We start from the raw sequence: 18,537 nt of genomic DNA on the forward strand, positions 1-18,537 counted from the left end.
TAGCCTTATTTTACGTCAACTGGAGATAGTGAGTCGTTGTCTTGAGTTACTGGTGCTTTTGCAATACCAAAGCCTGTGAAACCATAAATGATGGCGAAAATCACGCCTGTGTAACATTGAATTGCCCATGGTAGGTAATCAAGCGTTGCTACGCCTAGTGTGCTTGCCATGTAAATACCTGCTGCAGTCCACGGAACCAGTGGTTCGATAATGGTGCTGGCATCTTCAATGGTTCTTGAAAGGTTTTTTGTATCTAATCCCATTTTGCGATAAGCGTTTTGAAATAATTCACCTGGGATTAAGAGTGCAAGTTTGCCATCAGAAGTTGTGAGTACCACAGTAATGGTTGCAATCACAGTTGATAGAATTAGCTGACCAGTGCTGTGAATAAGATGTAAGAAGCGACCTAACACCACATTTAATGCACCTGTTAGGCTCAAAATACCCGCGAAAGCAAAGGCACAAAATACAAGAAGAATGGTGCTCATCATTGAGAATAGACCACCACGATTAAGCAGTTTTGCAATATCAGGAACTAAACCATCTGTTGTGTGACCGTTGGCGTTCAGCATATCGATATTGAAACCATTAACAAACGCTTGTAGTGCTTGTTGTAAGCTGAAACCTTGTAGAAATACACCGATAAGTAGAGCAAGAGCAGAGGCTGCAAGCATAAGAGGAAGTACTGGTTTTTTAGTTAATGCACCCCATAAGATCATGATTGGTGGTACGATTAATAGGATATTAAGGTTATATAGGCTTTCTAACCCTGCAAGAATATCTAATACTTTTTGAGGCTCGCTTACATTCGCAATATCACCGTATTGACCCGCAAAGAAGAAGACAACAGAAGCGATAACAAAGCCTGGTAGCGTTGTATAAAGCATGTGTTGGATGTGCTCGTATAATGTAGTGCCAGAAACAATAGGGGCAAAGTTTGTTGAATCAGAAAGAGGGGATATTTTATCACCAAAGTAAGCACCAGAAACCACTGCACCAGCAGCGGCGGCCATTGATACATCAAGACCGGCAGCAACACCCATTAACGCAACACCGACCGTACCTGCTGAGCCCCATGAAGTACCTGTACACACAGAAACCACACTGGTAACAAAGAATGCGGCGATTAAAATATATTGAGGGCTAATAACTTTTAATCCCCAGTACACCATATAAGGAATCGTACCACTGATCATCCAACTTGCGATTAATCCACCAACCGACACTAAAATTAAGATTACTGGCATTGCTTTCGCCAGTTTTTCAACAATAGCATTCATTATTTCATCCCAGTTGTATCCCATTTTATAAGCGATAAAACCGGTGAAGGTTGCTGAAGTAAGCAGTAGGGCTTCAATTTGTAGACCAAATAGGCCGTATCCAATAGCAAGTAGACCAAACATGACTGCAATAGGTGCTATTGCGAGTGCAAATGATGGTAGAGGCTTTGATTGTGTCATTTTGTATTCCTCGTAAACAGATGTAGGGTTGTTTTGTTTTTATGAGGTCATAATAAGAGTTCTATTAATTAGAATATGAGATACAGGTAACGCACCCATGTAAGCGCTTACATGGAGTTATTACCTAAGATGTTCATCACACTTTTAGGGCTTGTTTATCTGAAAAAGGTATAACGGTTTGTCGCTCGACCAAGCTGGCATTAAAGCGATGATTAGATGGTGGAACATAGCCAGTGTTTTGTATTTTTAATGCTAAATCAGCAGCATAGCTCGACATTTCATCAATAGGGTTGTGCATTGTGGTTAAGCGTGGGTAGAGGTATCGAGCCAATAAAACATCGTCAAACCCAATAATAGAAATATCGTCAGGTACACGAATATTGTTTTCATGTAAATTAGCCATTAAACCTGCGGCCATTACATCGTTAAAGGTAACCACAGCAGTGATCTCTGGGCATTGAGCCAATAATTGTTCACCAGCCAGTTCTCCACCTTGTTCGCTAAAGTTCTGATTTATTATCCAGTTTGGTTCAATAGTAATGTTGGCTTCTGCCATGGCATCGCGGTAACCGTTAAGTCGCTCTGTTCTGTCTTCAATAGGAAGATCACTGGTGACACAGGCGATCTTGCGATGACCTTGTGAAATCAAATGAACCACAGATTCTTTGGTGCCAGCTCTATTATCAATATAGACAGAGCGGTTTGATATTTGTGGAATGGTACGGTTAAGCAATACCATCGAAGGGAGTTGAGCGCTGTATCGTAATAGGGTGGCATCATCTAGCATTTTTGCGTGAACCACCATGGCTTCACATCCTTGGCTTATCAAAAAATCCAACCCTTCTTTTTCTCGCTGTGCATCATGACCTCCGCTTACCACGACTAATTGGCATTTATGTTTACGTGCGACTTCTTCTACGTGTTTGGCTATTAGGGCAAAGAAAGGATCTGCTAGGTTGCCGGTTAATAATCCGAGGGTATTATTTGTTTTTTTAGCTAAGGCGCTGGCTCTTGCATCTCGTTGATAGTTGAGTTCACGAATGGCACTTTGTACTCGCTCAAGAGTCACTGGCTCAACATAAGCGGAGTTATTGATTACGCGGGAAACGGTAGCGGTAGAAACTCTTGCTAACTTTGCAACGTCACTGATTGTCGCCATGATTACTACTTATGGTGATTAACACTAAGTCGAAGTGTAGCGTGGATTTTTCGATAAAGATGTTAGAACTATCAAATTCTGTGGAGCATACCGCTTATAATTACCTTACTATCAATAGTCTTAAATATTTAATACATCATTCATTTATCTCATTGTATTATCTGATTGAGCACAAGGGTGTGCAGTATTATTTAAGGTTGGATATGTTTAAAAATAAATTAGCAGTGTTATTTACGTGTTTGTCTGTTTTTTCTTTTTCGGCTCAGTCAGGGAGTTTTGATACCGTTACGTTAGGGAGTAAAGGTGGGATCCAAGATGGTAATTTAACGGCTTTTTTAATTAAAAGTGAGGCGGATTCTAATTTTGTTATGCTTGATGCTGGCTCGGTAGTGAATGGGCTAATTGTTTCAGAGCAGAAAGGAGCTTTTAAAGATATTATTGTGCCAGACAGTTCGCCTTACACCAAAGTAGGTTACCTATTAAAGGATAGGATTAAGGGCTACTTTATCAGTCATGCTCATTTAGACCATGTTGCTGGTTTAATTATCTCTTCTCCTGATGACAGTAAAAAACCGATATATGGATTAGCAGCGACAAATAAAGATCTCATGAAGAATTACTTTAATTGGTCAGCATGGCCTAATTTTGGTAACAAAGGTGAAGGCTTTAAACTGAGCAAATACAATTATGTGGATCTTCAACCGGGTGCTTGGAGTTCGATAGCTGAAACAACAATGAGTGTGATGTCATTGCCTTTATCTCATTCTGGTGGGCAATCTACGGTCTTTATTCTAAAAGACAGTGAAGGGGATGTATTTGCTTATTTTGGTGATACAGGACCTGATGAAGTAGAGAAAAGTTCGGCAATGAAGACTGCATGGTCTGCTTTAGCTCCTTTTGTAAAACAAGGGAAGTTAAAGGGGATTATTATTGAAGTTTCTTTTACCAACGAAACCCCAGATAAATCTTTATTTGGACATTTAACGCCAAACTGGTTGGTTAAAGAATTAAGTGTGCTTGAAGACATGAATGGTAAAGGCTCTTTAAATGATCTAAATGTAGCCATCAGTCACATCAAATACAGCTTAAAGAACAGTGAAGATCCTAAAATTATCATCCAAAAGCAGTTAGCAGAAGCAAATAATCTAGGTGTAAACTTTATTTTTCCTGAGCAAGGTGATTCACTGCAGTTTTAAAAAAAGTCATTGTAAAAATGGATATGGTCAATATAAAGACCATATCCATGCATTTGTTTCTTATCTCTTAAATCGTCGTCTCTACCTTTTTAAGCACGGCGATCTCATTGGGTACATCAATATTATAAATATGCCCTTGGTCAGTATAAATAGTAAAGCCCGTTTTATGTGGGAATACTTTATCGACTTTTCCAGGTAATTTTATATTTGTTAAACCAGCACCAAGCTCTTTAAATCCCCATGAGTTAAGGATGAAGTGGGGAGAGGATTCTCGCTTTGCTTTTTCTGTTAATAAATAAGCGCCTTCATTTGATGTGAAAGAGGTAACACTATCTGGAGATGCTTTGATAAATGCATCAGAGAACCCTACATGGCTCGGTCTATTTTGGTCATAATAATAATATTTAATATATTCACCAAATTGTATCTCGGCTGCAATATCCCATATTCCTTGCCATGAAGTAATATCACCATCTTGTCGTATGGTTGAATACCCGTTTGTGTTTGTTTTTATATCTACGATATTGGTTAAATCATTTGCATGGTTAACTTTATCTGAGTAAATATTACCTCCACTGAAGATAGTTCCCCATGTAATAACATCACCATCAAGAGTTAAGGCCGCAAAAGAACCAGACGCGCCAACGATTTTTTTAACATTGGTCAGTTCAGTATCTAATTTATGCTCAGAGTGTTTTTTTTCTGGTGAATAATACGCAGGAATAGACACTTGCTCATAACCTCGGCCACATACTGGATCATAAGCCGGTTCATAGTCAGGATCATATATATCGCTTGAGTCATAGTTTGGTTCATCATTTTTTACAGGTACACATTTCTTACTGGCTTTAAAGTAAGTTTGCTCAAAACTATAATAATCATAGATGAATTCACCGCCTTGAGTTCTGCTTCCCCAAGCACCAACGGTTCCATCTAGTCTAAGAAAAGCAAAAGCACTATCATTTGCAATAATAGTCTCTACATTTTGGCTAACTAATTCGCCTTGTGCTTTTGCTAGTTTTCCCCATCGATATAGATTGCCTTGATCAGTTAAAAGCGCGTAGTTACCTTTATAATCGTATTTTAGCTCTACAAGATTCTTTATATCGCCTTGTATATCACTGCATGATATTTTTCCGCTATCTTCAATTAAGCAAGCTTTGTCTTCTTCAGTTTGAATAATAGTACTGCTTTCACTTGTTAACATATCAATACCATTATCGATAGTTAATTTTTTAGTTGTGCCTTTAGTACTACCAATAATATAAACATTGCTTGTATTGGTTAATATTGAAAAATAGTTATTTGCAGAAGTGACTTTTTTAACTCCTTCAGCGTTGATAGCATCAATTAAATCAACATTATCTTTTATTTTTGGACCCCAAAGGTAGAAGTCACCATTATTTTTTATACCAGAGAAGGCATTAGCATGTGCATAGATGGCGATAAACTGATGATTATCCATTGATGGGATTTTTTCAAAACGTCTTTCTGCTTGATAAGCGTATTCACCATCAAGGATATGGTTCCATTCTATAACTTGACCGGTATTAAGCAGAGTCACTTTACTATAACTATTTTCCACTTGTTGAATAGGAAATGCCTTAGTAAATGTTTTTACGAATGGCTCAGTTACTTGTTCTTTATAATTAAGTTGAGCAGATACAACAATAGGCGAAAGGTGTTCATTTTCTTTCAACTGATATTCACAATCATTTGAAACAGTAATGTTATCTATCGTCCAATTGCAAGATATGGTTTCTGAACCATCAGTAATATTATCTGTGGAAAAGACGACTTTTAAGTGATCTTGGTTAGAGTAATCATTTATTCTATCTGGGTAAATAATTGACTTTAAACTGATGCCATCAAGATTTACGTTTTTTTCTGGCGTTGTTACATGATTAACTACGGCTTTATTGTCGGAGGAGCTGTCACCACCACACCCAAATAAAGATAAAGCAAGCAAAGCAGTTAAGATATGTTTCATAATATATAATTCTATTTTAATTAATATAAATATATGTACTGTTTTGTAATCAAACAGCGTTATTATCGACATGCTACATTAAGGCTATTATTTATAAGTGCCTTTTAGTGAATAGTATTTTATAACTGAAATGAATGCTAGATATAAATCACTTAACTTAATGAATGTAAAAGTAATTAAAAAATGATAATACAAAACATTTTGTATATTTAATTATTAAGAGATTTAAGAGCAAGGTGACTACTATTGAATTCATCGTGAGGATAAATCTTTTATTAGAGTGAATACCTCTGACGATAGTTTAAAAATGTGATATCTTTCACAGAATTATTTTGTATGGAGAATCGTTTTGAGAACTGAATTAAACACTAACCAAACACCAAAAGGGCAGCTACTTCTTCGAACTCTTTCTATGCCAGCAGATACTAATGCTAATGGTGATATTTTTGGTGGTTGGATTATGTCTCAGCTTGATTTAGCTGGTGCAATTTTAGCTCAAGAAATCTCTGGTGGACGTATTGTAACGGTTTCAGTATCTAGCATTACGTTTAAAAAACCAGTGAAAGTGGGTGATGTGGTTTGTTGTTATGGTGAATGTACAAAGGTAGGACGAACGTCAATGTCGATTGATTTGGAAGTGTGGGTTAAGCCCATTAAAGAAGACGAAGTAAGTCACCGTTTCCAAGTGTGTGAAGCAACCTTTAATTACGTAGCAATTGACTCAAACGGAAAACCGCGCGCAATTCCAAAGCACTCTTAATGGAGATTGGTCTTAAGTAGAGCTTACACATGCAAGGGTGATCTCTGTTTAACATCAAAAAAAACAGCCTGCTTAATGAAAATTGAGCAGGCTGTTATTTATCTATAATAGGTTATCTATCATAGGTGTAGTTTATTATGCTCAATCACAAGTAGTGATACAGAGATAAACACAATATCTTTAAATAAAAAGAAGTTGGTTGTTAATACGCCATCAACGACTTTCCATGTATTCGGCGTGGTTGCTAAGAAGCTAAGTGTCGCAATAAATGTAAGTAAGGCAAGGATCCCTGAATAGTAACCAATTTTAGGGTTAAAGAAGCCAGCGATAAGTCCTATTGCAATCACAATTTCAGTCAAGCCAATGATATTAGATACCATTTGTACTGACATAAATCCGTATATCCAGCCCATTAAAGGGTGGTTTGCAACTAATGGCTCGATAGCTGCCGCTTCTGTTGGGGTAAATTTAAAAATACCTATCCAAAGTAGGGTAAGTACGATACCAAAGACCCCAATTTTATAACCTAATGACGTTTCTTCTGAGATGGCTTTACAAGTTTGAGTATTCATTTTTATCTCCTGATTAATAAACTAAACTGTTTAGTTTAATTTATCGTTTATTTTGATACTGTCAATCAATTTTTGAACTAAACAGTTTATTTTGCTAAAATCACAGCATTAATGGAGAGTGATGTATGAAAGAAGAAAAAAGAGTAAACGCACTTAAAAAGACAATAGAGCTGTGCGCATTACATGGTTTTCATGGTACGAGCATGGATAAAATTACCGCGGCGACGGGGTTATCTAAAGCGACCATTTATAAATATTTTCAATCTAAAGAGAACTTAATTGCTAATGCATTAGAGCTGTTTAGCCAACAATCTCTTTCTCATGTTCAGGCTTTGTTTGAAAATACAGAACTGACATTAGAAGAAAAAATTGCACTTCGTTTTGAAGGCCTTGCTGGGTGTATTGATATTGAATCATTTAATGGCTGTTATTTTCAATTGGCGTACAGTGAATACAGCAGTGAAGATCAAGGTATTACAGAGGTAAGTGCGCAATATAAACAACGCACACAAGAGCTCTTAATCGAGTTATTTAAAAGACACGATATTAAAGATGCAGAGTTAAAGGCTAAAAAAGCAGGACTAGTTTATAACGGGCTATTGGTATCGTTACAGTTAACAAAAGATGCAGAGCTGATTGAACTCGCTCACCAAATGTTTTTAGGTATTATCTTTAAATCTGAATAATGTTTTACGTTTTTGTTTCATAGGGAATGAATCATGAAAGTTGCACGTTTAGATCATCTTGTTTTAACGGTTAACAGCATTGAAGTGACGAGTCAGTTTTATTCAAACGTGCTCGGAATGGATATCGTTACCTTTGGTGAGGGCAGGGTTGCCCTTACTTTTGGTGAGCAAAAGATAAACCTTCATCAATTAGGAAATGAGTTTGAACCTAAGGCGGCACAGATTCAAAGCGGCAGTGCTGATCTCTGCTTTATCACTCATACGCCCATTAATGAAGTTCAAAGCCATATTGAGTCACAAGGCGTGGCTATCATTGATGGTCCAATTCAACGAACAGGAGCGCTAGGCAAGATAATCTCAGTCTATTTACGAGATCCTGACGGTAATTTAATTGAACTCTCCAATTATTTGTGACTCTTAATTAGCAAGAAGCAGTACTTATCTCTCATAAGCATTTTCTTAGCATATACTTAGATCGTGTAGCGATAATATTAATCATAAAGGTTGACTTAAACTGAAATTCGACTAAATTAAACTAAACGGTTCAGTTTAATTTAAGTAAATCAGTTTGCTGATAGGGGAAGTCGCAATGAAACCAATAAAAATCACATTATATCGCTGGGCAGGCAGTTGGGGCCCATTCAAAGTCAATATTCCATGTGGAGAGTGCACTTTAACGAAAGATATTCTTGAAGATACATTTAACACTGAGCTTGCTGGTATTCCTATTGAGCTTGAAGTGAAAGATTGGTTGTCTTACTGGTGGGAGCCGTTAAAACTTAAAGCATGGCATGCACCGATTATCATTGTTGAAGATAAAGTGATTAGCCAAGGTGAAGCATTAAATCGTGGTGTTTTAGTTCAATCGGTTATAGCTCAAGTTGCTAAGCGTGATGATATCAAAGGCAATGTAGTGTTTGGTAAGGCGACGTGTCCATATTGCATTAAAGCGAAAGCCGCATTAGATGAGGCGGGAGTTGACTATATTTATCACGATGTGGTGAAAGACAGTGCGGCTTTATATCGTATGATCCCAGAGGTTAAAGCCATTATTGGTGAGAAAACGCCAGTGACGGTACCTCAAATTTGGTTGGATGGTAAATACGTAGGTGGTTTTGATGAGCTAAGTAAAATCATGAATACCAATGTAACAACAGGAGAGCACTATGAATAAGAAACTAATATTACTTGTCGCTCTTTTGATCTCGTTTTCTGTGGTTTATTTTAATTTTGGACACTTGTTAACGTTAGATCAGGTAAAAGCATTCCATCAAAACGTGCAAAATGACATACAAGCCAATTTGTTTGTATACAGTGCCGTTTATTTTATCTCTTATGTTGTTGTTACGGCTCTGTCTATTCCTGGTGCTGCGGTTGTAACTTTGCTTGGCGCTGCATTGTTTGGTTTTTGGTGGAGTTTACTACTGGTGTCGTTTGCCAGTACCATTGGAGCAACCATTGCGTTTTTAAGCAGCCGTTATTTGTTAAGAGAGTGGGTTGATAGTAAGTTTAAAGATAAGCTGGTAGCGATTAATGACGGTGTGGAAAAAGATGGCGCATTCTATTTGCTGACATTACGCTTGATCCCTGTGTTTCCGTTTTTCTTAATTAACTTACTTATGGGGTTAACCAAAATATCGTTAGGTCGCTTTTATCTGTTTAGTCAGCTAGGTATGTTACTGGGGACGATGGTGTACTTAAATGCAGGTACGCAATTATCAGAAATAACCTCGTTGTCTGGATTAATTTCACCACAAATTTTAGGTTCACTCGCCTTACTTGGTTTGTTCCCAATTATCATTAAATTTATTATGGGACAGATCCAAAAGCGCCGCTCTCAAGTAAAAGAGTAGTCGATAGAGAGACCTATCCCACAATCTTATCTTTTGGTGGGCAGAATCATCTCGTAATCGTTATATTTATCAATTAAATTAATTAAGAAGAAGCATTTTCCCCAATGCTTCTTTTTTTATTTTCGGGGGCATGATTAAGGTTTAGGAATGAAGCTTAAAAGCTTGGTATTGAGTATTAGCGCCGTCTTGCTATCTGGTTGTGGAACCATGGCAAAACAACAAGAATATAATGCAGATTTGATCATCAATAACGGACAAGTATTAACCGTCAGCGCTGATATGGAAGTGATTGATGATGGCGTTGTGGTGGTTAAAAACGATAAAATTATTGCTGTTGGTGGCGAAAAACTACTAGAGCAATATTATGCACCCAAAAATATTGATGCTAATGACGGTATTGTGATGCCAGGAATGATTAACGCTCACAACCATCTTCCGATGATCGCATTTCGTGGTTTAGGTGAAGAAGGCATTTCTAATCGTTTATTTGCTTACTTTTTTCCATTAGAAGCGCAAAAGTTAAGTCGTGAGTTGATTTATAATGCCACTAAGCTCGGTGCTATCGATCTAGCACAAAGCGGCGTTACGACTTATGCCGATATGTATTATCACATGGATGAAATGGCTAAAGCGACCAAAGAGGTTGGGTTAAGAGCCGTATTAGGTGAAACGGTTATTAAGTTCCCTGTGGTGGATGCAAAACAACCATATGGTGGAATTCAATATGCGAAGTCATTTATTGAAGAGTATCAAAACGATCCGTTAATTACGCCAGCTTATGCGCCTCATGCCGTATATACGGTAAGTAAAGAAAAGCTTCAAGAGATCAATCAGCTTTCAGAAGATTACGATGTACCTGTTTTAATCCATGTTGCTGAGTTTCCAAATGAAGAGGCAAGAATTAAAGATCCAACGAAAGCGACATCTCCTGTTGAGTATCTAGAAGAGATTGGTGTACTGGACGAGCGTATGGTGATTGCTCATGGCATTCATTTGTCTCAATATGATCAAGCGTTATTAAAACAAGCGGATGCGGGAGTGGTTTATAACCCAATGGCGAATGCGAAAGGGGCAACAGGCATTGCTCCGGCTTGGGATATGTTTCGTGCGGATATGCGAGTTGGTTTAGGAACGGATGGACCAATGAGCTCAAACCAAGTGGATTTATGGCGAACCTTAAGTTATGCCGCAAATATGCAGCGCTTAAAAAACTCAGACAGAACCATAATGATCCCGGAACAAGTGATTGAAATGGCAACCATTGGTGGTGCAAAAGCATTGCATATGGAAGATGAGATCGGTTCTTTAGAAGTCGGAAAGAAAGCGGATATCATTATTGTTGAAACTCAATCAGCGAACATGATGCCAAGTTATGATCCATACGCAACATTGGTTTATCAAGCCAACCCAAGTAACGTGGATACAACGATTGTAAATGGCAAAGTGGTCATGGAGCAGCGCCAGATGAAGACGATTCAATTAGATGATATTCGACAAAGTGTTAAAGCGTTTGAATCAGATATCGCCGATTTTGCAAAAGAACTATCTAAAAAAGCGATAAAATCCAAAAGTTTGATGGATTAGTTTTATACAAAAAGCCTGATTTTTAGATGTTGAGTCAGGCTTTAAAAGATTCTCATATTTTGGATAGAATGAGACGATCGATTCCCTTATTATTCGACCTTAAATCGATTGTCGGATAAATAGGGTGTTTAAGTATTTATTGTTAGTAGGTGTACTTTTCAGCGGTACTTCTTTTGGTCGTGAATTGTTTGAAAAAGAAGCTGAGAGCAACAAAGATGAGATGTATCGAGTTCAAGCTTATGCTTTCTCATCTATGCCTGATCTAAATTTCAAAGTATGCAGTAGTAATATGCTGACACTATATAAAATAGAAGATACGTATTATTTAGTGACTGACTTTACTACCTATGAAAATGCAAAAGACATAGTAAGTTCTTTAAGAGTAGAGTGCGGATTTAAATCATGGATCCGACCTCAAGCGATGGATTTGTCATTTACTCAGGATAACCGAGCTTACTAAAAGGATGGGCAAAGGCATTTATTTACTTTTGCCCATTTTTATTTACTACGATTGGTATTAGATAAGATTAAACTTAGTCCATACTTTAGAGCGCCAACGGCGAGCCATGATTATTCCACGAACCCATTCATCTGCTGCAAGTGCGAGCCATGCGCCAAGTACACCAAGTCCAAATTGAACGCCGAGTAGATAAGTTAAGCTAACCGCCACTCCCCACATACTTAATATCCCTAATTGAACTGGAAATTTAATATCACCAGCCCCTTTAAGTGCGGATATAAAGACAAGGTTAAATACCCGTCCAGCTTCCACTAAAATAGAGCCTGCAATTAATCCTGCTGTTAAAGTTATGACCTCTGGATCTTGTGTGAATATATCGAGCAATTCATAACGAAAGAAAAAGACGATACAAGTAAGGGCAACAGAGACAGCAAAAGAGACTAAGAAGTAGAGCTGAACTCGTGTAAGAATCTGTTCAATCCATTTCTTTCCTACGTAATAGCTGGTTTGTATTTGGCTTGCTTGACCGACGGCTAATGCAAAAGCAAAAGAGACTCGAGCAATATTTTGGGCGTAAGTAAAAGCGGTTAACGAAGCGGTACCCATTCTTACTACTAAGTAAACAATGACCATTTGTGACAAGTTATATGAGAGCATTTCACCTGCATTCATTACCCCAATATGCATGATCTTTTTATAGGTTGTTTGAGGTATTTTTTTAAAGCTCATCATTGGCAGCGCAATGTGTTTTCTATGGATCATTATCCATAAAATAATCGTATTAATGACTTGGCTAAACGCAGTCGCAACAGCCACACCCTGAACACCATAAACAGGCAATCCAAAAGGTTGATATAAAGCACAGTAGTTACCAAATATATTAAGTCCACCAGTGAGAAGATTCACTATCATTGGTGTACGAGAGTATCCATTACTGCGTAATATGGTAGATAAGACGATACCAAGGGTTACGGTTAACGTGAAAGAGCCTGTAATAATCAAATAATCGTAGGCAAAAGTTGCAACGTCACTTTCTAGTCCATACATGATGACAATAGGATTTGCGGCAAAAAAGGCAAATAAACTGAGGCCAAGTCCTAATATCCCACCAAGCACAACACTGGCTACTGCAACATCTGTTGATTGTTGAGTTCGTCCAGAACCGTTGTATTGACCAATAAGAATGCCAGTCCCGGTACTCACCATCATTGAAATGATCATTAAAAAGAAAATGATTTGAGAGATAACCCCAATAGCAGATACTGCCAGATCAGAGTAGCCACTAAGCATGAATACATCACTGGTACTAATGGCTGTACGCAGTAAAATTTCCACCAGAATCGGCCACGCTAATGTCGTGATCTGCATTCGGCGTTCAATAGGATTGCTTTTATCAAGCATAGTTTGTCCTTAAAAAAGGGAAGAGAGGATGCTCTTCACCATACAGCTAGGAAGGAAATATAAAGGTGTCTACTTTGACGAAATTCATTCTCCCAATCTGGGAGCTGGAACTCATTTTTGGATAGTATATTAATTCACACAATTATCTATGAAAATAGTGAGAATAATTGGTATTAACATCGAATTTTAGGTATGTCTTTCCATTTGGTTGTGTATTGCGGGGTGAGCATTTCTCGTTTCATTCCCCATTGGGTATTTATCCCTTGAGCGCCAAGAAATAGGGTATCAGTGCCGTATTTATGATTGATTTTATCAAAAATAGTCATTAACTGATTATTGTTTGGGGCTGGGTTTAATAAATCGAATTGCTCATGTCTTCCATCAAGTAAATCTAATAAACCAACACCCACTTTATAATAGCGAACATCTGGATGAAACAACTCTTTAGCGATGCGTGTGACCACTGAGGTTATATGATTTACATCGGCTGTTGGGTAAGCAAAGTGGTGAGTTGCACGTCCATTGACTGGTTTATCATCATGAGGTGAGTTTGAAGCAAAGCAAAGTAATGTTTTGCATAATGAACCTTGTTTTCTGGCTTTCTGTGAAGCAATAGCCGCATGTTTTGCTAACGCTTGTTGTAATGCATCAAGATCGGTAATGCGGTTTCCCATACTACGAGTTGAAAATATTTGTTTTTTATCTGCACGAGCAACATCCCATGATTTACATGGCGTTCCATTTAACTCTAATACAATACGTTCAACTTCAACGTTGAAGTTTTTTCTCACTAAGCCGATTGGCATATTGGTCAGTTGGAGTGCTGTATGAATACCCATTTGATGCATACGTTCAGAGAGTTTTCGACCGATCCCCCATACTTCTTCAACAGATAAAAGGTGGAGTGCATTTAAACGTTCTTGTTCATTATCCAATACACAAACACCATGATAGCCTGCGAACTTTTTGGCTGCATGGTTTGCTACTTTAGCCAAGGTTAATGTGGTTCCCATACCGACACAAACCGGTAATCGACACTCTTTCCATACGGCTTTACGTAGTTGATTTGCATGTGAACGTAAACAAGGTATTGCGGGAAAGCTACGTTTAAAAGAGAGAAAGGATTCATCAATGGAATAAATATGTTGCTCTGGCGCAAAGCGTCCAATTACTTCCATCATTTTAGACGACAAATCAGAATACAATTCATAATTAGACGATAGAGCAATAACGCCTTTTTCTTCACATTGTTTTTTTATTTGAAAGTAAGGTTTAAATTTAGGTATACCTGCTTCTGTCGCTTGGCGATTGGCTGCGACAATCATGCCATCGTTATTGGATAACACAATAATAGGGCGGTTACGCCATTCAGGACGAAAGACTTGCTCTGCACTGCAATAAAAAGAGTTAGCATCAACCAGAGCAAACATTATGATTGGCTCAGTAAATAACTTGGACGGTGGCAGCGAATAGAGCGAGTAACAACGCCCTCAATGGTGAAGGTATCGTAATCATTAATGGGAACGGTTTGATATCTTTCATTGGCTGAAACTAATAAACGACGTTGTGTATCCAGTATTTTACAGACGAATTCACCATTAAAATTAGCGACAATAACATCATTGCTTTGTACTGTTACATAGCGATCGACAATGAGTAAATCACCATCAAAAATGCCAACCCCTTGCATTGAATCACCACTGGCACGTCCAATAAAGGTTGAACTTGGGTGCTCAATTAATAATTCATCGAGATCAAAAGAAAGCTGAGAATATTCAGCAGCAGGGCTTTCAAAGCCACTAATACCAGCACTGGCGTGAAGAGGAATTACATTCATAAAATAACACTGTATATAAGTACAGTGTTATTTTGGGTGTGAATGAATAAAATAGCAAGTGATTAGATACAAAATATCGTTAACTGCTTACTTTATAACAAGGCATTTTTCTTCATTAATTCTTTATCTACGCCTTTTAGCTTCATTTCATCCATAATGAAGTTAACCGCATTTAGCAATTCTTGCTCGCCTTTAGGTACTAAATAACCAAATTGGCTTTTTGTGAATGGGTCGTCACAGCGAGCCGCTTCTAATCGCTTATCTGTTGCTTGATAGTAAAGTGCTTCTGGTGTTTCGGTTACCATTACGTCAACTTTTCCTGTCGCAACGGCTTGAGGAACATCAAGGTTATTTTTATAACGTGTGAACGTTGCACTTTGTAGATGAGTATCAGCAAATATCTCGTTAGTACCACCAATGTTAATACCTAAACGAGTGCTTGATTTGTTGACTTTATCGATGGTGTTATAAGTTTCAGCTTTTCCTTTTGCAACAAGGAAGCATTTACCAAACGTCATGTAGCCTTGGCTTTGTTCAGCATGCAGCTGACGCTGTATTTTACGTGTGATGCCGCCCATTGCGATGTCGTATTTGTCAGCATTAAGATCGGGAATGAGGTTTTTCCATGAGGTTTGAACTAACTCTAGTTTTACATCTAGCTGTTCTGCTATGTATTTAGCAACATCAATATCATAACCAGAAAATTGCTTACCATCGAAAGAAGAGAAGGGCTTATAGTCACCCGTTGTACCGACTCGAATAATTCCGGCTTCTTGGATTTCATCTAAGCGATCTGCGTGAGCTGTGAAGGAAGCGGCAAATAGCACAGATATGCATAAAAGTTTCTTTTTCATCATCAAATCTTTTTGTTTATTAATTTAACTAACAAACTTATCACTATTTTGTAAATAAACAGATCAAACCATTCTATAAATAACGATAAAAAAACATGAGTGAGACATATTTCAAGTGGATGATTATCATATGTATTGATCTAATCTATTTGAATGTCATCAAATGTAAATAATATGGATTAATTGTTATTGAGGAAATGGAGTAAGCCTTTGCCATACAAGGGCTGCTCTGGTTTTTCTTATTAATCTGAATTACTATTCTCAGCTTTGTTTCAACTGTGTGATGTATTGATGACAGTTTTATTATTCTTACAGATTGGCCTTATTATTGGAGGCCTAACGTTCCTTTTTATGCTTGTATCATTATGGCTTAAGAAAAAGGACTCAGAAAAAGACACTAATATATGGGCAGTTGGTCTAATTGGTGGTTTTGCAAACTTTTGTGACACTCTTGGTGTCGGAAGTTTTGCCATTAAAACGGCTGGTTATAAGCAGTTTAATTTAATTGATGACAAAGTATTACCTGGCACCTTGAATGCTCAAGCAACCATGGCAACGGTTTTTCAAGCATTGATTTTTCTTACCGCTGTTAATGTGGATTTAACGACGCTATTGAGTTTAATTATTGCTGCATGTGTTGGCGCAACCGTTGGTGCTCGATTGGTATCAAATTTTGATCGCCAATTGATCCGTTTGATTATGGCTGGCGCTTTACTCGTTGTTGCATTGCTGATGTTTGCTGGACGCTTAGATTTATTTCCACTAGGTGGGGAAGCGTTGGGATTAACTGGCGAAAAATTGGTTATCGGTATTATTGGTAACTTTATTTTTGGTGCATTAATGACGGTAGGGATTGGTTTATACGCGCCGTGTATGACGATGATTTACTTGTTAGGTATGAATCCACTAGCAGCATTTCCAATTATGATGTGTTCATGCGCATTTTTATGCTTCTTCTCTGCTGGTGGCTTTATTAAGCAGAAAGCGGTGAACTCAAGAGCATCTTTGGTGGTGGCGATTACAGGACCGATTGGCGTGTTAATTGCGGCGTTCATTGTTAAGTCTCTTGATGTCGATATGCTTGCTTGGTTAGTGGCGTTTGTGGTTCTTTATACAGCGGTTATGATGTTACGTTCATGGCAGCAAGGTCGAGTGACGAATAAAGCACTATAAAATGCGAGTTTCTGTCACATAGTTATTGGAGATATAAAAAGTTCGTGGTATTTTCCACCTACCAATTATTTATGGATTTTTTATCATGCCAAAGGCAAGTGACATCAAAAAAGGTTCAGCAATTGAACACAACGGTAAAGTATTTTTCGTTAAAGAAATCAGCAAGCTAACTCCAAGTGGCCGTGCAGGTGCAACATTGTTCCGTATGCGTATGTACGATGTAGCAACTGGCTCAAAAGCAGACGAAAGCTTCAAAGCTGATGACATGATCAATTTAGCTGACTTTAGTCGTCGCAGCGCAACGTTCTCTTATGTTGATGGTAATGAGTATGTATTCATGGATTCTGAAGACTACACTCCATACAACTTCAACAAAGAAGCGATTGAAGAAGAACTACTTTTCATCACTGAAGAGACTCAAGGTCTTCAAATTCTTATCGTTGATGGCGCACCAGTAGCAATCGAATTACCGTCTGCTGTTGATCTAGAAATCGTAGAAACTGCTCCTTCAATTAAAGGTGCTTCTGCAAGTGCTCGTACAAAACCTGCAACTATGACTACAGGTTTAACTGTACAAGTTCCTGAGTACATCGCAAACGGTGAGAAAGTGAAAATCAACACGACTGAACACAAGTTCATGAGCCGTGCTTAATCGCTTTTAGATAGTATTTTTTAATACTGTTAAAAACATAAAGAAAAGGCCAGCTATTCGTTAATAGCTGGCCTTTTTTATGTCTTTGTCTCGTCCTGAAATGTGTTTACACATTTAGGACTTTTATATGACAAATCAAGAAAAAACAAAGAATAAGCGAACTCAACGCGATTATTCATTAGGCTTTAAATTGCAGCTTGTTACCGCTATAGAAAAAGGCGATATGACCTATAAACAAGCTCAAAACATTTATGGCATTCAAGGTCGCTCTACCGTACTTACTTGGTTAAGAAAACACGGTAAGATGGACTGGTCTCAATCACCTAAAATTATTATGCCTAAATCACCGAAAGCAAAAGAATCACCTGCACAAAAAATTAAACGTTTAGAGCGAGAGCTTGATGATGAAAGAATGCGTAATTTATTACTTAATGAAGTAGTAAATATCATGGACGCAGAGCATGGTGCAGGCCTTAGAAAAAAGTATATTGCCAAGGAGCAAGAAGTCTTCAAAAGCAGAAAATAATTAGCTTAGAGCGAGCTAGTCAGCTACTTGGCATTACAAGGCAATGTATATACCAACAAGAACGTAGAGCTTTGAAACGTGCAGTTGAACTTTCACCGGTTAAAAATATGGTGCAAGAAATTCGTCGATATATGCCTCGTATTGGAGGTAAAAAATTATATTTTTTACTTAAACCAAAATTTATCACTCATGGCATAAAGTTAGGCAGAGATAATTTCTTTTCTTATTTAAGGAATGAGCGTTTACTAGTAAAACCTAAGCGAAGTTATACAAAAACTACCTATAGTAAGCATTGGATGAAAAAACATCCTAATTTACTTAAAGAAGTAATACCTCAAGCTCCTGAAGAGATATTTGTTAGTGATATTACTTAC

The 18,537-nt window shown here is 37.7% G+C and carries 18 protein-coding genes and 1 pseudogene; 11 read left to right on the top strand and 8 right to left on the bottom strand.

Features of this window, described 5'->3' with window-relative positions:
• Positions 1–5 precede the first annotated feature (5 nt).
• Both nhaC and HC728_RS12765 read right to left on the bottom strand, forming a co-directional pair.
• The gene (gene nhaC, locus HC728_RS12760; RefSeq protein ID WP_190395580.1) at positions 6–1,460 is read right to left on the bottom strand and encodes a Na+/H+ antiporter NhaC; all 1,455 of its coding nucleotides are present in this window, start codon (positions 1,458–1,460) and stop codon (positions 6–8) included.
• Positions 1,461–1,596: 136 nt separating this feature from the next.
• Positions 1,597–2,619, bottom strand: a complete 1,023-nt coding sequence (locus tag HC728_RS12765) for a LacI family DNA-binding transcriptional regulator (protein WP_190395581.1) — start codon at positions 2,617–2,619, stop codon at positions 1,597–1,599.
• A gap of 203 nt (positions 2,620–2,822) precedes the next feature.
• On the opposite strand from HC728_RS12765, the gene HC728_RS12770 reads away from it, so the two are divergent.
• Positions 2,823–3,815, top strand: a complete 993-nt coding sequence (locus HC728_RS12770; RefSeq protein ID WP_190395582.1) for an MBL fold metallo-hydrolase — start codon at positions 2,823–2,825, stop codon at positions 3,813–3,815.
• Positions 3,816–3,882: 67 nt separating this feature from the next.
• On the opposite strand, the gene HC728_RS12775 is transcribed toward HC728_RS12770, so the two are convergent.
• Complete coding sequence (locus HC728_RS12775; protein ID WP_065640377.1) at positions 3,883–5,805, bottom strand: hypothetical protein; 1,923 nt, start codon at positions 5,803–5,805, stop codon at positions 3,883–3,885.
• Between the two features lie 349 nt (positions 5,806–6,154).
• Between HC728_RS12775 and yciA the strand changes: the two genes are divergently transcribed.
• Positions 6,155–6,565 carry an acyl-CoA thioester hydrolase YciA gene (gene yciA, locus HC728_RS12780; RefSeq protein ID WP_005419162.1) on the top strand — a complete coding sequence of 137 codons (411 nt, stop codon included), beginning with the start codon at positions 6,155–6,157 and terminating at the stop codon, positions 6,563–6,565.
• A gap of 119 nt (positions 6,566–6,684) precedes the next feature.
• On the opposite strand, the gene HC728_RS12785 is transcribed toward yciA, so the two are convergent.
• Positions 6,685–7,137 carry a DUF417 family protein gene (locus HC728_RS12785; protein WP_190395583.1) on the bottom strand — a complete coding sequence of 151 codons (453 nt, stop codon included), beginning with the start codon at positions 7,135–7,137 and terminating at the stop codon, positions 6,685–6,687.
• A gap of 125 nt (positions 7,138–7,262) precedes the next feature.
• On the opposite strand from HC728_RS12785, the gene HC728_RS12790 reads away from it, so the two are divergent.
• The 6 genes from HC728_RS12790 (at position 7,263) to HC728_RS12815 (ending at position 11,720) form a co-directional block, all read left to right on the top strand.
• Entirely contained in the window at positions 7,263–7,823 is a 561-nt protein-coding gene (locus HC728_RS12790; protein WP_190395584.1) for a TetR family transcriptional regulator, read from the top strand.
• Between the two features lie 33 nt (positions 7,824–7,856).
• The gene (locus HC728_RS12795; RefSeq protein WP_130087054.1) at positions 7,857–8,237 is read left to right on the top strand and encodes a VOC family protein; all 381 of its coding nucleotides are present in this window, start codon (positions 7,857–7,859) and stop codon (positions 8,235–8,237) included.
• Positions 8,238–8,412: 175 nt separating this feature from the next.
• Positions 8,413–8,997 carry a glutaredoxin domain-containing protein gene (locus HC728_RS12800; RefSeq protein ID WP_130047328.1) on the top strand — a complete coding sequence of 195 codons (585 nt, stop codon included), beginning with the start codon at positions 8,413–8,415 and terminating at the stop codon, positions 8,995–8,997.
• Positions 8,990–9,676 carry a TVP38/TMEM64 family protein gene (locus HC728_RS12805; protein ID WP_190395585.1) on the top strand — a complete coding sequence of 229 codons (687 nt, stop codon included), beginning with the start codon at positions 8,990–8,992 and terminating at the stop codon, positions 9,674–9,676. The genes HC728_RS12800 and HC728_RS12805 overlap by 8 nt, the downstream gene beginning before the upstream one ends.
• A gap of 147 nt (positions 9,677–9,823) precedes the next feature.
• Positions 9,824–11,260, top strand: a complete 1,437-nt coding sequence (locus HC728_RS12810) for an amidohydrolase (RefSeq protein ID WP_190395586.1) — start codon at positions 9,824–9,826, stop codon at positions 11,258–11,260.
• Positions 11,261–11,384: 124 nt separating this feature from the next.
• The gene (locus tag HC728_RS12815; RefSeq protein WP_047863425.1) at positions 11,385–11,720 is read left to right on the top strand and encodes an SPOR domain-containing protein; all 336 of its coding nucleotides are present in this window, start codon (positions 11,385–11,387) and stop codon (positions 11,718–11,720) included.
• A gap of 57 nt (positions 11,721–11,777) precedes the next feature.
• Here the strand turns inward: HC728_RS12815 and HC728_RS12820 are convergent, their stop codons facing one another.
• From HC728_RS12820 to HC728_RS12835, 4 genes are all read right to left on the bottom strand, one after another.
• On the bottom strand, positions 11,778–13,121 hold the full coding sequence (locus HC728_RS12820; RefSeq protein ID WP_190395587.1) for an MATE family efflux transporter: 1,344 nt from the start codon (positions 13,119–13,121) through the stop codon (positions 11,778–11,780).
• 173 nt (positions 13,122–13,294) lie between these two features.
• Positions 13,295–14,551: a Y-family DNA polymerase gene (locus HC728_RS12825; protein ID WP_190395588.1), complete on the bottom strand. Its 1,257-nt coding sequence runs from the start codon at positions 14,549–14,551 to the stop codon at positions 13,295–13,297.
• Complete coding sequence (locus tag HC728_RS12830) at positions 14,551–14,958, bottom strand: LexA family transcriptional regulator (protein ID WP_005419177.1); 408 nt, start codon at positions 14,956–14,958, stop codon at positions 14,551–14,553. Before HC728_RS12830 ends, HC728_RS12825 begins: the two co-directional genes overlap by 1 nt.
• A 92-nt stretch (positions 14,959–15,050) precedes the next feature.
• Positions 15,051–15,815: a transporter substrate-binding domain-containing protein gene (locus tag HC728_RS12835; RefSeq protein WP_012533438.1), complete on the bottom strand. Its 765-nt coding sequence runs from the start codon at positions 15,813–15,815 to the stop codon at positions 15,051–15,053.
• A 288-nt stretch (positions 15,816–16,103) separates the two neighbouring features.
• Here HC728_RS12835 and HC728_RS12840 point away from each other — a divergent pair, with 288 nt between their 5' ends.
• From HC728_RS12840 to HC728_RS12850, 3 genes and pseudogenes are all read left to right on the top strand, one after another.
• Entirely contained in the window at positions 16,104–16,985 is an 882-nt protein-coding gene (locus HC728_RS12840; RefSeq protein ID WP_005419179.1) for a sulfite exporter TauE/SafE family protein, read from the top strand.
• An 85-nt stretch (positions 16,986–17,070) separates the two neighbouring features.
• Positions 17,071–17,637: an elongation factor P-like protein YeiP gene (gene yeiP / locus HC728_RS12845; RefSeq protein WP_005419180.1), complete on the top strand. Its 567-nt coding sequence runs from the start codon at positions 17,071–17,073 to the stop codon at positions 17,635–17,637.
• 127 nt (positions 17,638–17,764) lie between these two features.
• Positions 17,765–18,537: pseudogene (locus HC728_RS12850) on the top strand (IS3 family transposase); the annotation flags it as partial.

Origin of the sequence: Aliivibrio sp. S10_S31, from assembly GCF_014694495.1 — a bacterium.
Lineage (GTDB): Bacteria > Pseudomonadota > Gammaproteobacteria > Enterobacterales > Vibrionaceae > Aliivibrio > Aliivibrio fischeri.

Coding starts and splice junctions, on each gene's coding strand:
- HC728_RS12810 (WP_190395586.1), top strand. CDS start 9,824: ATGAAGCTTAAAAGCTTGGTATTGAGTATTAGCGCCGTCTTGCTATCT.
- HC728_RS12785 (WP_190395583.1), bottom strand. CDS start 7,137: ATGAATACTCAAACTTGTAAAGCCATCTCAGAAGAAACGTCATTAGGT.
- HC728_RS12800 (WP_130047328.1), top strand. CDS start 8,413: ATGAAACCAATAAAAATCACATTATATCGCTGGGCAGGCAGTTGGGGC.
- HC728_RS12830 (WP_005419177.1), bottom strand. CDS start 14,958: ATGAATGTAATTCCTCTTCACGCCAGTGCTGGTATTAGTGGCTTTGAA.
- HC728_RS12835 (WP_012533438.1), bottom strand. CDS start 15,815: ATGATGAAAAAGAAACTTTTATGCATATCTGTGCTATTTGCCGCTTCC.
- HC728_RS12765 (WP_190395581.1), bottom strand. CDS start 2,619: ATGGCGACAATCAGTGACGTTGCAAAGTTAGCAAGAGTTTCTACCGCT.
- HC728_RS12805 (WP_190395585.1), top strand. CDS start 8,990: ATGAATAAGAAACTAATATTACTTGTCGCTCTTTTGATCTCGTTTTCT.
- HC728_RS12770 (WP_190395582.1), top strand. CDS start 2,823: ATGTTTAAAAATAAATTAGCAGTGTTATTTACGTGTTTGTCTGTTTTT.
- HC728_RS12795 (WP_130087054.1), top strand. CDS start 7,857: ATGAAAGTTGCACGTTTAGATCATCTTGTTTTAACGGTTAACAGCATT.
- HC728_RS12790 (WP_190395584.1), top strand. CDS start 7,263: ATGAAAGAAGAAAAAAGAGTAAACGCACTTAAAAAGACAATAGAGCTG.
- nhaC (WP_190395580.1), bottom strand. CDS start 1,460: ATGACACAATCAAAGCCTCTACCATCATTTGCACTCGCAATAGCACCT.
- HC728_RS12820 (WP_190395587.1), bottom strand. CDS start 13,121: ATGCTTGATAAAAGCAATCCTATTGAACGCCGAATGCAGATCACGACA.
- HC728_RS12840 (WP_005419179.1), top strand. CDS start 16,104: ATGACAGTTTTATTATTCTTACAGATTGGCCTTATTATTGGAGGCCTA.
- yeiP (WP_005419180.1), top strand. CDS start 17,071: ATGCCAAAGGCAAGTGACATCAAAAAAGGTTCAGCAATTGAACACAAC.
- HC728_RS12775 (WP_065640377.1), bottom strand. CDS start 5,805: ATGAAACATATCTTAACTGCTTTGCTTGCTTTATCTTTATTTGGGTGT.
- HC728_RS12825 (WP_190395588.1), bottom strand. CDS start 14,551: ATGTTTGCTCTGGTTGATGCTAACTCTTTTTATTGCAGTGCAGAGCAA.